At 62.2% G+C, this 13831-nt stretch carries 12 protein-coding genes; 4 read left to right on the forward strand and 8 right to left on the reverse strand.

The features are described 5' to 3' along the window. A partial coding sequence (locus J0I64_RS17140; protein ID WP_291410437.1) for a dihydrodipicolinate synthase family protein occupies nt 1-424 on the reverse strand: 424 nt, incomplete at its 3' end. A 228-nt stretch (nt 425-652) separates the two neighbouring features. Between J0I64_RS17140 and J0I64_RS17145 the strand changes: the two genes are divergently transcribed. Further along, nucleotides 653-1597, forward strand: a complete 945-nt coding sequence (locus J0I64_RS17145; RefSeq protein WP_291410440.1) for an alpha/beta hydrolase — start codon at nt 653-655, stop codon at nt 1595-1597. Nucleotides 1598-1599: 2 nt separating this feature from the next. On the opposite strand, the gene J0I64_RS17150 is transcribed toward J0I64_RS17145, so the two are convergent. Together J0I64_RS17150 and J0I64_RS17155 are read right to left on the reverse strand one after the other, a co-directional pair. After that, complete coding sequence (locus J0I64_RS17150) at nt 1600-2910, reverse strand: OmpA family protein (RefSeq protein WP_291410441.1); 1311 nt, start codon at nt 2908-2910, stop codon at nt 1600-1602. Nucleotides 2911-3208: 298 nt separating this feature from the next. Beyond that, nucleotides 3209-4654 carry a hypothetical protein gene (locus J0I64_RS17155; protein ID WP_291410443.1) on the reverse strand — a complete coding sequence of 482 codons (1446 nt, stop codon included), beginning with the start codon at nt 4652-4654 and terminating at the stop codon, nt 3209-3211. 402 nt (nt 4655-5056) lie between these two features. On the opposite strand from J0I64_RS17155, the gene J0I64_RS17160 reads away from it, so the two are divergent. Continuing rightward, nucleotides 5057-5797: an SDR family oxidoreductase gene (locus tag J0I64_RS17160; protein WP_291410445.1), complete on the forward strand. Its 741-nt coding sequence runs from the start codon at nt 5057-5059 to the stop codon at nt 5795-5797. A 60-nt stretch (nt 5798-5857) separates the two neighbouring features. Here the strand turns inward: J0I64_RS17160 and nagA are convergent, their stop codons facing one another. Genes nagA through J0I64_RS17175 form a run of 3 tightly spaced genes read right to left on the reverse strand, consistent with a single transcriptional unit; the run spans nt 5858 to nt 8828 of the window. Further along, nucleotides 5858-7018 carry an N-acetylglucosamine-6-phosphate deacetylase gene (gene nagA, locus J0I64_RS17165; RefSeq protein ID WP_291410447.1) on the reverse strand — a complete coding sequence of 387 codons (1161 nt, stop codon included), beginning with the start codon at nt 7016-7018 and terminating at the stop codon, nt 5858-5860. Beyond that, nucleotides 7015-8043: an SIS domain-containing protein gene (locus J0I64_RS17170; RefSeq protein WP_291410451.1), complete on the reverse strand. Its 1029-nt coding sequence runs from the start codon at nt 8041-8043 to the stop codon at nt 7015-7017. Before J0I64_RS17170 ends, nagA begins: the two co-directional genes overlap by 4 nt. Further along, complete coding sequence (locus J0I64_RS17175; RefSeq protein ID WP_291410453.1) at nt 8040-8828, reverse strand: GntR family transcriptional regulator; 789 nt, start codon at nt 8826-8828, stop codon at nt 8040-8042. Before J0I64_RS17175 ends, J0I64_RS17170 begins: the two co-directional genes overlap by 4 nt. A gap of 249 nt (nt 8829-9077) precedes the next feature. Here J0I64_RS17175 and J0I64_RS17180 point away from each other — a divergent pair, with 249 nt between their 5' ends. Next, nucleotides 9078-9974 carry an N-acetylmuramic acid 6-phosphate etherase gene (locus tag J0I64_RS17180; RefSeq protein WP_291410455.1) on the forward strand — a complete coding sequence of 299 codons (897 nt, stop codon included), beginning with the start codon at nt 9078-9080 and terminating at the stop codon, nt 9972-9974. A 151-nt stretch (nt 9975-10125) separates the two neighbouring features. Here J0I64_RS17180 and J0I64_RS17185 read toward each other — a convergent pair whose 3' ends face one another. Next, nucleotides 10126-12486, reverse strand: coding sequence for a glycoside hydrolase family 2 protein (locus J0I64_RS17185; RefSeq protein ID WP_291410457.1), 2361 nt, complete (start codon nt 12484-12486; stop codon nt 10126-10128). Nucleotides 12487-12687: 201 nt separating this feature from the next. On the opposite strand from J0I64_RS17185, the gene J0I64_RS17190 reads away from it, so the two are divergent. Then, nucleotides 12688-13164 carry an SRPBCC family protein gene (locus J0I64_RS17190; protein ID WP_291410459.1) on the forward strand — a complete coding sequence of 159 codons (477 nt, stop codon included), beginning with the start codon at nt 12688-12690 and terminating at the stop codon, nt 13162-13164. 93 nt (nt 13165-13257) lie between these two features. Here the strand turns inward: J0I64_RS17190 and J0I64_RS17195 are convergent. After that, nucleotides 13258-13831: GNAT family N-acetyltransferase (locus J0I64_RS17195; RefSeq protein WP_366933760.1), on the reverse strand; the 574-nt coding region annotated here is incomplete at its 5' end.

Genomic DNA, 13831 nt, shown 5'->3' on the forward strand with positions numbered 1-13831 from the left:
GGTCGACAACGGTGCGGCCGGGCACGGAATTGAGAATGACCGGGATGCCGATGGCCTTGGCGACAGCCGAAAAGTGCTGGAAGAGGCCTTCCTGGTTCGGCTTGTTGTAGTAGGGCACGACCGAGAGCACGGCGTCGGCCCCAGTGGCTTCCGCGAACTGGGCCAGGGACACGGCTTCGGCAGTAGAATTGGAACCGGCGCCGGCAACGACCGGGACGCGCTTATTGGCAACTTCGACGCAGATTTCGACCACGCGACGGTGTTCCTCGTGACTCACAGTGGGGCTTTCGCCCGTGGTGCCGACCGGGACAAGGCCATGGGTGCCTTGCGAAATCTGCCAATCGACAAAGCTGGCGAAGGCTTTCTCATCCACTGCCCCATCGCGCATGGGAGTGATGAGTGCCGTAATCGAACCTCGCAGCATTTTGTCGGTATTCCTCAGTTGGCCCGTTGAGCCGGGTCGCGCGTGTATGGGATTGTCCGAAGGGACCTTCGGAGACGCGCACCATACTTTCAACTTCGATCCGTCACAAGGCGAATGGCACCATCGCGGCGCCGCCAGCAAAAAGCTGCGACCCAAAAGCATCAGCACTTGATTGCAAGGGGCGGAGACGGGCACAAACGAGCATGTCTGCGGACACGAGGAAAACCCATGTTGCGCAAGCGACGCGCCGTTCCGGCCGATCACAAGCCGTTTGCCGCCTTTCCGGTGGAGCTTATTGCGACGCGAGACGCCAGCGTTCGAGCCGCTGTCCATGTGACGGAGCCGCTCACGCGCGGCAAACGGCCGCTGGTCTGCATTGCGGGTCTTCAACGCAACATGAGCGACTTTACCGACTTCGTTGCCTATTTCCGGCGACTCGGCGGCGGCAACTGGCCGGTGATCCTGATCGACTTGCCGGGGCGCGGACGCGCCGACGATCGCAGGCAGGCGGCGGACTACAACTCTCTCACTGACGCGCGCGACGTCGCCGATATTCTCGCGGCGCTCGGTGTTGGACCGGCGATCGTGCTTGGCCAGGGGCATGGCGGACAGGTGGCCATGGCGCTGGCTGCGGCGCACCCGCTTTTGGTTGCAGGCACGATTTTGCTCGACGCCGGGCCGATGGTGGATTCGCGCGGCATTGTCCGATTGCGCAACAATCTCAAGCATATCGATGCACTTCGCGGGGCCAAGCGCGTGGCGGCAGGCCTGCGCCGAATGCTGGCTGGAGATTATCCCGAACTCTCGGAGGAGGCGCTCGATGGCCTCGCGGAGCGCAGCCACCTCATCGACAAGCGTGGCAGGGCGCGGCCGCTGTTTGATGAGAAACTGTTGGCGCCGTTGGAAACGATCAGTTTCGACGACGTGTTGACGCCGCAGTGGCAGCTTTTCGACGCCCTGAACGGCATTCCGCTGATGATCCTGCGCACACAATTGACGGATCAATTGCGGCGGGAGACCTATGAGGAAATGGTGCGACGGCGGCCGGACGCGTTGGCCCTGACCATTGCCGGCCAGGGCTCCCCTGCCCTTTTCGATCAGCACGAGGAGATCGAAGCCGTCGCCGACTTCGTTTTCAGAACGGCAGCCGGCGGCCGGAGTAAGGCCGCCTGAATTCAGGCGCCGTCGCGAACCGAAACGACGATGCGACGATTTTGCGCCTTACCGGCCGCGGTCGAATTATCGGCCACTGGCTCGGTCTCGCCGTAGCCTATTGCGTAGAGGCGCTCGGGGCCAACGCCGAGTTTGATCAAGGCTGCAACGACGGCCTCAGCGCGCGCGACGGACAGCGCCAGGTTGGCCGCGGCTTCGCCGTCTGAGTCGGTGTGGCCAGCTACGTCGATTGCGGCACTCGGGCACTGATTGGCGACGTCGGCGATGGCTTGCAGGACCACGTCGGCGCCCTCGGCGAGGACAGCAACACCGGAGCGGAACAGGATGCCGTTCTGAGCGGAGAGTTCGGCGAGCTGAGACCGGCAAAGCGCAATGTTATCAGCGGCTTGCGCAGCTGGCGCAGCGACCGCGGAAGGCGCAACTTCGGCCGCCGGTTGCGGCGCAGCCGCTTCGACGCTCGGCGCCGGCGACGGATTCTGTTGGGACGATGGCGCTGCGGGGGCTACGGGTGGCGCTAGCTCAGGTGCCGGGACCGTCGCGGCAGGAGTTGGAGCTTCAGCCACAGCCGTGGTGCTCGGCGCCGGGGCGGCCAAAGCGAGACTCCAGCCCGCTTCCGCGAGCCGATCCGTGGAGAAGGCAGCGCGAATAGAATCTGCGTCAGCTGCGGACTTCGGCGTGCCGGAGAATAGCCAAGCGCCATTCTCCAGCTTGACTTCGCCGTCTTGCAGCAAGGCAAAGAGCGGCATTACCCGGTCGAGCTCAGCGACAAAGTTGACCGGCTCGCCCGAGCCGAAGCGCGCGGTCGAGCTGGATCGTGCCCCAACGAGTAACAGCAGACGCTGCTCGAACTCCGGGTTTGGCAGGAAGCCAGAAAGGAGCACGTTGCCATTGGGCTGGCGGCGCAGCGAGAAGGTGTAGGATTCAACGCGAGGGGCAGAGATTTCGGCCTTGGCGAGAATGAGCCCGGCAGGAACTTTGCTCGCCAGAGTGTCGTGCAGCGACAGAAAGTCTGCCTGACTGTCGGCAATGCCGTTCACCGTAAGGACGGAACCGCGCAGCGCGAAACGCCCTTCGGACAGATGGTCAAGGATATCGAGGCCAAACGCCGTGGCGGCACCATAACCCTCAGGAGCGCCGCTACCGAGCTTCAGCCAGGAAATGTCTGCGCCGTCATGTTGGCCCAGCTGGTCGCGGACGACGGCGTCCGGCGCAAAGCCGTCGAAAACCAGCGTCCCGCCTGGCTGGCGCGAGATGCTCACCCAATAATCCTGAACCTGGGGAGGCGGCACCGTAACCACAGACGATTGAGCCATGGACGGAACGCCAAGCGCCATTCCCAGGCCAAGCGCTACCGTACCTGATGTCACGAGGTGACGAAGGTGCCTCTTCATATCGATTCCATTATGTGCCGCATCGATGCGAAACTAGATGATTTGCGCCGATGGCAAAAGCGCTGGGCGCGGAAAATGGAACGTGCGATTGGAGTTAGCTGGGCCGAGGCATTCGACCAACGCTGCCAAGACGATCCAAAGGGCTGCTCGTGAGCAAGACCGCAAAAGCAGAAAGGCCCGGCTTGCGCCGGGCCTTTCCAATTGGGAACCAAAGCTTCGATTATTCGAAGGACTTGGCAGCCTTGAAGGTGACCTTGTAGGCCGATTCCGAGTTGATTTCGCCCTTGACGGACGAGGTGAAGCCGCCGCCCGGAGCCCAGGCGAGTTCAGCAGCACCGTAGAACACGGAGTCGTTGGTGAAGCCTGCGTTGTTAGCAATCGCCGAACCAAAGTAACCGCCGACTTCGCCGGTGACCTTGATGGTTTCAGTAACGGCTGCAACGATCTGAGCAGCAACCTGGGTGGTGCCTTCGTCACGTACGTCGTCGAAGAAATAGCGAGCACCGAGGTTAATATCCACGCCTTCGGTGACGTTCACGCCAATGGAGCCACCAACACCGTAGTCCGTGGAGTTCACGCCACCTGCGTTGAAGTTCGCAACTTCACCGGAGAGAGCGATCTTGAACAGGTCAAACGTGCCTTCGACACTAACCAGCGCGTTCAGGACGTCGACGCCCGAGAACTTGGCGTTATCCCAGTATGCGACCGCACCGCGAACCTTGAAGGCATCAAAGGTGCCAGTTGCGCCGGCATGAATGGCCCACGATTCAACGTTGCCGTCGAGGATACCGAAAGCAGCGCCGGTGGCGTGCGCCGTGATGCCTTCACCAGCGTAGGAAATCACGCCAACGAGCGTACCCTGCTGATTCGCAGGCAGGCCGGACGCGGTCGAACCCACAGCGGTCGAACCGAGGCTGAAATCGCCGCCAAGGTTTTCAAGACCAACACCGACGTTCACGCCGTTGCCGAGATCCGAAACGACCTGGATGACATGACCGCCGAGGCCGGCATAGTCACCGTCAATACCGACACCCTTGCCGTCGATGGAGTCCGAGTTGAACAGACCAAGGAAGTTGAACGGGGCATCATCGCCAAGATTGGCAATCGAGCCCTTCTTACCAGCCATGAGAACGGTTGTATCGCCGACCGAGACATAAGCTTCATCAATCTCGAAGCCAGCGGTGGTATCGCCGTTAACGACCGTACCAGCAGTAAATCCAGCCGGCTGTACGTTAGCACGGTTCGACTGACCAGCGTTCCAAGTCTGCAGGCGCTCAACGCTCTTCAGCTTGATAACAGCCTTAGCCGGGCCAAAATCGCTATCGGCAGTACCGACAGCCTTCAGCCATGCTTCGACCTTGGATTCCCAATCATTGCGGTAGGTAACGCCAGCAGCGTCGGTGTAGCTACCACCAGCCATAATGTTACGGTCGCCGTCCTTCGTACGAGCAACCGCAACTTCGGTATTCCAATCACCGAACGAGAATTCGTAGGAAACGCCGCCCGAGAGCTGCAGGCAGTTGGTGTCGGACGAGATGGTCAGGCCCGAGAGACCGAGAGCATCGCAGACGTCGAGCGAGGTGAGAACGCCAAGATCGGCAGCAAAGCCGGCGGTCGAGAGACCAGCAGCGGCAACAGAACCGAGGATAAGGCTCTTGAGTTTCATTAGTTGACCTCCAAAGTCAGTCATTTGGTGCCGGTTACCCAGCGGTTTGTCGAAACGCGACCACACTATTCGTGGTGCAGTGTGTTGCCGTCGCGTTGCGACCGACAAACGATCCCATGCATGGATTCGCAAGACCCACTCTACGCATGCAAAACACGGACGCAATCGAACAAAGCTGGATTTGCCTCGCCACAATATGGTTGCGATCCGGATGTTGCAGATTCAGCACACAGATCGAAACCACCTGTTAAGACATCTGAACGGGTGATTAAAAAACGCCGCTTTTCAGGGGTTTCCGCGATCTCAAGGGCTAAATCACACGGCCGTGAGACGGAATTTGACACACGTAGCGCACTGCCCGACACATGGCGTAATCATGACCGCGTTGTGGGAGGAGAGACTATGACAACCGCTGGATTTGCGCTGGTAACGGGGGGAACGTCGGGTATCGGCAAGGCCGTGGCGATGGGACTGGCGGAGGCTGGCTGGCAGGTGACTATTTGTGGCCGGAGAGCCGACCTGGTGGATGCGATGGAGCGCGAGGGCCGTGTCAGGGGCGTTGTTTGCGACGTGACCGACCCAGAATCGGTGGCTGCCCTCTTTGCACAGATTCGGGAGCGGCATGGCCGCCTGGATCTCGTGTTCAACAATGCAGGCCGCTTTGCGCCGGCACGGTCGTTTGGTGATCTCGACGTCGATACATGGCGCGAAATGATCGATACGAATCTCAATGGTGCGTTTTATGTCGCTCGCGAAGCCTTCCGCCTGATGCGCGAACAGGCCCCACGGGGTGGCCGCATTATCAACAACGGATCGATCTCGGCCTACGTGCCACGTCCGCAGGCCGCTTCATATACGGCCTCGAAACACGCGATTACGGGATTGACCAAGGCGATCTCGCTCGACGGGCGGGCCTATGACATTGCCTGTGGGCAGATCGATATCGGAAATGCAGCGACGGATATGACGAGCCAGATGAACTCCGGCTCGCTTCAGGCCAATGGCACGATGATGCCGGAGCCGACATTCGATGTGACGCATGTCGTTGAAGCAGTGCGCTACATGGCGGGACTGCCGCTCAGCGCCAATGTGCAGTTCATGACCGTGATGGCGACCAACATGCCCTACATTGGGCGGGGATAGTCGGCGGGTCAGCAAAAGCCCTCCCCGGCGAGCCGGGGAGGAGATTTCGTGGGCTGAACCTCAGGCGTGATAGACTTCGGCGCCGTCGATCCAGGTCGCTTTGATCTGACGATCATCGGATAGGTGGGCGAAGCTGCCCACTGCGCCGCGTTGCAGCGTGCCGTAGGTCTCTTCGATGCCCATGGCTTCCGCCGGATAGAGCGAGGCCATACGCAGAACCTCTTCGAGATCGAGGCCGATGGTGTCGATCATGAAATTGACGGCATCAATCATGTCGAGGTCGGCGCCGGCTAGGGTGCCATCGGCGAGGCGCAGGGCGCCATTGGCACGGGTGATGGTCCGACCGTTGAGGGTCAGTGTCTGGATGTCGGTGCCGGTCTGCGACATGGCATCGGTGACAAGGAAGATACGACCCGGGCCGCGCTTGGCGCGCAGGGCAGCGCCAATGCTGGCGGGGTGTACATGGATGCCGTCGGCGATGAGGCCGGCAAAGGCTTCCGGACGATCGAGGGTCGCGCCGACAACGCCGGGTTCGCGATTGCCCATCTGGCTCATGGCATTGAAGAGATGCGTCGACATGGTCGCGCCGGCTGCGAATGCGGCCATGGCTGTTTCGTAGTCAGCATCGGAATGGCCAATGCTGACCACTGCGCCGGCGTCGGACAAGATCGTGATCTGGGCCGGCGTCACGGTTTCGGCGGCGACGGTACAGATGAGGTTGGGCAGAGTTTCTGCCGCCTTCTTGATGCGGGCGACGTCGGATTCATCCATCGGGCGAATAAGAGCGGGATCGTGAGTGCCCTTGCGCGCGAGGGACAGGTGCGGCCCTTCGAGGTGGAGCCCCAGGAAACCGGGCACGTGTGCATCGGCTGCGGCGAGACCAGCAGCGATGGCCTTTTCATTGACGGCTGCCGTATCGGTGATCAGCGTCGGCAGGAGGCCGGTGGTGCCGAACTGGGCGTGAGCGGCGCAGATGGTGCGGATGGCGTCGAGCGAGGTGTCGTTGTTGAACAGAATGCCGCCACCGCCATTGACCTGCAGGTCAATGAAACCCGGCACGATCATGCCGCCGTCGAGTTCGACCTTCTCTGCATTGGCAGGCACTTCGCTGAGCGGGACGATGCCAGCGACATAGCCGAATTCGATGAGCAGAGCTGCGTTGTCGTGCCAGGTCTGGCTATCGAAAATGCGGGCGCCAGAAATGGCAAGGAGATCGCTCATACTGTTTCCGTAACTTTCTTGAGGGACGGCGGGACGTCGGGGTTGAGCCCGCGATGGCGAGATAACGCTTCGACAAAGCCGTAGAAGGAGACGATCAGCGCCAGGGGATCGGTGATTGGGTGACCGGTGGCGGCGAAGGGCAAGGACCTGGCGGCGCCCGGACGGTCGCTGGTGAGGAAGGCCAAGGCGCCCTGCCCTGCAAGCTTGTGCGCCATATCGGCCACCGAAGCCTCGGCGGCGTCGCGGGCGGCAAGGCCAAGCACCGGGTAACCGGGGGTTACGATGGCGACGGGGCCATGCATGACTTCGGCGGCGCTATAGGATTCGGCCTGGATGTTGCAGGTTTCCTTGAACTTTAGCGCCGCCTCGTTGGCGATGGCGAAGCCGGGGCCGCGGCCGAGCACGTAGAGGGCATTGTGGCCATCAAGGGCACCGATCAGCGGCGACCAATCGCAGGTAACGGCCTTGGCAAGGCTCTCGGGCAAGGCGGCTACAGCACGGGCGAGATCAGCATCGCCACTCCAGCGCGCGAGCAGCGCCAGGCCTGCAACGACGGAGGTCACAAAGCTCTTGGTGGCGGCGACGCTCTTTTCGGGGCCGGCGTGGAGGTCGATGGTAAAATCGCTGGCTTCGGAAATGGGCGAGCCGGCGGTGTTGGTAATGGCGATCGTGGTGGCGCCGCTGCGACGGGCCGACTGCGCCATGCCGACAATGTCAGGGCTTTTGCCGGACTGGGAAATAGCGATGGCCGCAGCCTTACCGAGGCGCAGGTCCTTGCCGTAGATCGAGGCGATGGAAGGGCCGATGGATGCAACGGGCAGACCGAGCGTCAGTTCGATGGCGTATTTCAGATAGGCCGAGGCGTGATCGGATGATCCGCGGGCAACCGTCACCACCAGCGCCGGATCGACAGCGCGGAGGCGCTCGGCGGCCGCATCGAGCGTAGGGGCTGCCTCGACGAGGAAACGGGCGACGACCTCTGGGATTTCGTCGACTTCGCGGCGCATATGCGTCTGGCTGGTCATGGCTTGATCGCTCCGTTGACAGGGGCTTCGCCAAGCCGCAGCTCGGCGACAAAGTCATACATGTCGCCCCGATAGATGGAGCGCGTGAACTCGATGGCACGCCCGGAGGCGAGATATGAGGTACGCTCGATATTGAGGCCGGCGGAGCCGACCGGAACCTGCAGGAGGTGAGCGTCATCCTCACTGAGATGTGCGGCCCTGATGCGCTGGATGGCGCGGACGGGGCGATTGCCAGAAATATCGAGGTGCTTGTAGAGCGAATCCACGATGCTGGCAGGATCGGGGAGGATCGAGCCTGAAAGGCTGGCGCGCTCTATGGCGAGCGGCATGTCACCGGTCAGGCGCAGGCGGGCGATGCGCGCGACCTTTTCACCCGATGATAGACCAAGGGTGACGGTCTCTTCGGGGGACGGCAGATAAAGGCCGCGATCGAGCCATTCGGCGCGCACGGCCATGCCGCGGCGGGCCATGTCTTCGGTGAAAGACGTCAGCTGGGAAAGGGACTGCTCGACGCGCTGCGTGGCCGGCGCGACAAAGGTGCCGGAGCCATGGCGCTGCACGAGAACGCCTTCCTGCACGAGCTGCGACACGGCCTTACGCACGGTAACGCGCGACACATCGACCTTGAGGGCCAAGTCCCGCTCGGACGGAAGCGCATCACCGGGATTGAGCGCGCCGCTCTTGATGGCTTCTTCGACCCAGCGCTTGAGCTGCAGATAAAGCGGGCCACCCTGCGGCAGCGTGACGGGGCGATCGGAAAAGAAGGTCTCGTATGTCTCAGACATGTTGTGCCCCCTGTTCTCTGCCATCACCGTACCCCGCTCGACGGTACAAGGTGCCTGCACTCGCTCTCATTCACAATACCAATAAAATACCATTCGCCAGATCGCGCTTCCCTCGGTGTCGGCGCAAAGCGCGAGAGCGCTGGACATTTCTCAACGAAACCTTGGGCGCGGCGATAGTCGGGTTATGGCCCGAGGCGCCCTGCTGGACAAGTGGTATTTTTTTGGCATTATCCCAGCGAGGAGTATTCAATGGCCGAAAGACAAACGGAAAAACGCCACGCGGCTGCCCAAGGGCTCGAACTGCGCTCGCCGGTGGAAATTCTGTCGCTGCTGGCGACGGGCCAAGCGGAGGCGGCCCAGAGTGTGGCAACAGCGCTGCCCGAGATCGCCGATGGCGCAGCCGTGGCCGCGGCCAGCGTCGAAGCGGGCGGACGTCTTGTCTATGTTGCAGCGGGAAGTTCTGGGCTGATGGCGCTCGCCGATGCACTGGAGCTTCCGGGCACTTATGGCATCGCGCGCGAGAAAATCGTGGTCTTGCTGGCTGGCGGGCTCGAATCCCTCGTGAGCATGACGGGCGGGCCAGAAGACGACGAGGACGCAGCGATTGCGGCAGCCTCGGAACTGGATTTGGGGCCGAATGACTGCATGATCGCGCTGACGGCCAGCGGACAGACCCCCTTCCCGCTCGCGGCGCTGCAGACGGCGAAGGCCGCCGGAGCACACACGATCGGGCTTTCGAACAATGCGGGGGCGCCCATTCTCGATATGGCGGATGTCGGCATCTGCCTGCCGACGCCGCCGGAAGTGATTGCCGGCTCCACCCGCATGGGCGCGGGTACGGCGCAGAAGATTGCGCTCAACATGCTTTCGACGCTAATGGCGATCCATCTTGGTCATGTGCATGACGGGTTCATGGTCAATGTGGTGGCCGACAATATCAAGCTGCGCGAGCGCGCACGCGGGATCGTCGCGTCGATCTCCGGGGCGAGCGAGGATCAGGCAGCGGCGGCGCTGGAAACGACAGAAGGATCCGTGAAGCCTGCTGTGCTTCTGGCGGCGGGCGTCAATGACCTTGCGGCGGCCAAGGCGATGCTGGCCGAGCACAAGGGACGGTTGCGACTGGCTTTGGCCTCGCTCCGCCGCTAGGTCAGAAGGGCACCACCACCATCGCTATTTTTTGCTCATCGTCACCACCGGGCCTGACCCGGTGGCCCATGCAGAGGTGAGATGGATTGCCGGGACAAGCCCGGCAATGACGACGGAGGTGGTGCGGGTGCCGCGCCGGGAATGTGGCCAGCTACTGAACCAGTTGATTTGCGCACCGGAAGACTGGCGCGTTTGAAAGCACGTTTGGGTCCAGTTCCGCGGCGCATCGTACGTTGAATGTCTTGCTCTGCCCCGGCAGCAGGGTCACCAGCATATCGTCTACTGTCGCATCTGGATGGATGCGGTCGACAAAAAGGCACAGATCCTTGATCAGGGTTTTGGCCGTTACCGTGACGTCGTAGCCGTCGGCGGCCTTCTCGACCTTCAGATCGAATTCCGGTTTCGGCAGGTTCAGGTCCACATCTTCAGCGGAATAGTGAAAGGCGGTGCTGTCGTGCATGGTGGCGACGAGCAGTTCATCGGCCTTGTCACCCATGGTGGCGATATCGGCGGGAATAGGTAGTTCGGCCGCTGACAGACGGTCGGCGCTGAGGCGCCAGTGTGTCCACTCGGCGAGGACGGTGCCATCGATGCGTAGGCGTTTGACCGTGACGGGACCGCGCCAGAACAGGGTGCGTTCGTTGACGGCAATGACGCTGAGGCCTTCGCCACGTGGCTGGATGGTCAGCAGGTGCGGATGGTAAACGGCACGTAGCGCGTACCAGAGGGGTTTGAGGCGCGCATAGCCGTCGATGGCTGCCCATGAGGTGACGGGCCAGCAATCGTTCAGCTGCCAGACGATGGAGCCCATGTTGCGGCCGCGATGGCTGCGCATGTGCTCGATGCCGAATTTGATGGCATGAGCCTGATTGAGCTGGGTGGCGAAGTGCCAATCGTCCATGGTCTCGGGCACGGGCAAGTGGCCCTTGAGACCGCGCAGCAGCTTGTCGTTGCCGATGGTGGCCTTCTGGTGGTGCCAGACACCGGCGGACGATGGCGTGAGCGGATTGTCGTGAACCGATTGGGTGAGGGTCGCCCAGGTGGGCGGCGCTTGCCAGCCGAATTCGGAGCAGAACCGCGGGACGCTATCGGCATAGTGCTCATAGCCGATCTCGTTCCAGACATCCCATAGGTGGGTGCAACCGTGGGCCGGGTCGTTGGGGTGGATGTCCATGGAGCCGGAATAGGGACTGCCGGCCCAATAGGGGCGTGTCGGATCGAGCTCGGCGACGAGGCGCGGCAGGAGATCGAGATAGTAGCCCTGCCCCCAGGTGCGCCCTTGCAGGGCGTCCTGCCAGCCCCAATCGAACCAGCCCCAGATGTTTTCGTTGTTGCCGTTCCAGAGCACCAGCGAGGGATGGGGCATAAGGCGAATGATGTTTTCGCGCGCTTCGGCTTCGATCTCGGCGGGCAGATCACCTTCTTCGGGGTAGGCGGCGCAGGCGAACAGAAAGTCCTGCCAGACGAGCATGCCCTGACGGTCGCACTCCTCGTAGAAGGCTTCGGTTTCGTAGATGCCGCCGCCCCAGACGCGGAGCATGTTCATGTTAGCCGCCCTGGCCTGGGCGATGCGGGCGGCATAACGCTCAGGCGTGACGCGCGGCAGGAAGCAATCGTCGGGGATCCAGTTGGCGCCGCAGATGTAGACCGGCACATCGTTGACCACGAAAGCGAAGGGCGTGCCTTCGGCGTCCGGGGTCGTGTCGAGACGGAGAGAGCGGAAGCCGATGTTGCGCTGCCAGGTATCGAGGACGGTTTCGCCGGCGAGCAATTCCACCAGCAGGCCGTAAAGGGGTTGGTTGCCAAGGCCGGTGGGCCACCAGAGTTCGGGCTTGGGGACGGCCAACTCGATTGGGCCGACGGGCGCGATGGCCGACTCGCCGGCGACGGTGACGCGGAGGCTGAGGTTCTCGGTTTCGCCTTCCACATCGGCGTGAATGCGGACGTGGCCATCGGCGCCGGCGAGGGTGATTTCGGGACGGACCGAGCGCAGGCGCGCACCAGACCACGATTGTAGCGAGACGCCCTGCCAAAGGCCGGCCGTGACAAGGGTTGGTCCCCAGTCCCAGCCGAAATTGCAGGCCATTTTCCGCATCAGGTTGGCGGGGCCTGGATAGTTGTTGGGGCGCGGTTCGTAGAGTTGGTCCAGGGCCTCGCCACGCTTCCAGGCGGATTCGAAAGCGATGGAGAGATGGTTCTCGCCAGAGCGGAGATGATCGCGCGCGGAGAAGCGATAGCTGCGGTTCATATTGGCGGTTTTGCCGAGAACCGCGCCGTTCAGCGTGATCGTGGCGAAGGTATCGAGGCCAGAGAAGAGAAGATCGACGTGTTCAGCGCCGTTGTCGGCCCAGGCGAAGCTTGTGTCGTATCGCCAATCGCAGCGGCCGACCCAATCGACGGCGATCTCGTTGAGGTCGAGATAGGGATCTGGGATCAGCCCGGCGGCCAGAAGGTCGGTGTGAACCGTGCCCGGAACGGTGGCGGGAATGGCATCGGGGAGACAGGGACGCATGCCGGGGCCGCCGAGACAAGTCATCGTCCATTGGCCATTCAGTTCATGATCAAGTCTCGGCACGACAGCCCCCGCGAACGCAAACCAAACTTCCATACAACAGAAGTTTGGGCCGATAAGATATTTTCATCCGAAAATGTCGAAGGCGGGCGGATCGCTTCGTCGCCTTCACATTGAGACCACGCTTGCCAGGAGCAAAACATGAGCGTCCACAAAGATATCGATACCGAACGCGAACTCGTTCTCAGCCGACTGATCGACGCTTCGCCGTCAGCGGTCTATCGCTGCTGGACGGAGCCGGAGCTGATGATGAAGTGGTTTGCGCCGCGCCCATGGAGCACGCCGCGCGCTACGGTCGATGTGCGCGCCGGCGGCGCCACCGAGGTGGTGATGGCGGACGAGGCCGGCAATGAATATCCCAATCCCGGCCAGTATCTGGAAGTGGTGCCGAACCGGAAGCTGGTGTTCACCGACGCCTATGTCGGCAACTGGAAGCCTTCGGGAAAGCCGTTCTTTACCTGCACGCTGACCTTTGACGAGGAAGGCGGCAAGACGCGCTACACTGCCGTTGCCCGGCACTGGACGAAGGAAGACAAGGAGACCCACGAGAAGATGGGGTTCCATGAAGGCTGGGGGCTGTGCGCCGCGCAGTTGGAAGAGGTGGCGAAGACGCTCTGAATTCCAGAGCGTCGTTCCCCGTTCCATAATGGAGATCCGCGCTTTCGCGGGGATGGCACGCTGGATTGGGAGACTTGGAGCAGGTGTCAGCGCCTAGCCGCGCACCAGCAGAATGGACGGTTTCTCGTGATAAGAGACCGTCCCCTGCTCTACATATCCGACGCGTGCGGCCAGGCGCAGCGAGGGTGTGTTGGCCCGGTCGATCAGGCAGCAGGTGCGGGGCATGGCGGTCGTGTCGGCCCAATCGAGAAGGGCCGTGAGCGCTTCGGCAGCAAGGCCCTTGCCGTGGAAATCGGGGTGCAGCACCCAGCCCGCCTCGGGGTCTGCCAGAGGCGGTTCGATGGAGCGGCGAAAATCGGCGAGGCCGAATTCGCCGATCACCTTGCCGGACTGCTTTTCGACCACAACGAAATAGCCGTAGCCGAGCAGGTCCCAATGGCCGGCATATCGCAGGATACGCGCCCATACCTCCTCGGGCGTGCTGGGGCGACCGCCGATGAAGCGGGTTACCTCAGCACTGCCCCAGAGGCGGCAGCAGGAATCGAAATCGGCGACCGCATGGCGTCGAAGCTGCAGGCGCGCGGTTTCGATGACCGGCGACATCAGGCGGAAGCGACGACGGCAGTGCGCGGCATTTCCGAGAAGATTTCGGCCTTGCCGTTGCGGA

Source organism: Devosia sp., assembly GCF_017307565.1.
Classification (GTDB): Bacteria; Pseudomonadota; Alphaproteobacteria; order Rhizobiales; family Devosiaceae; genus Devosia.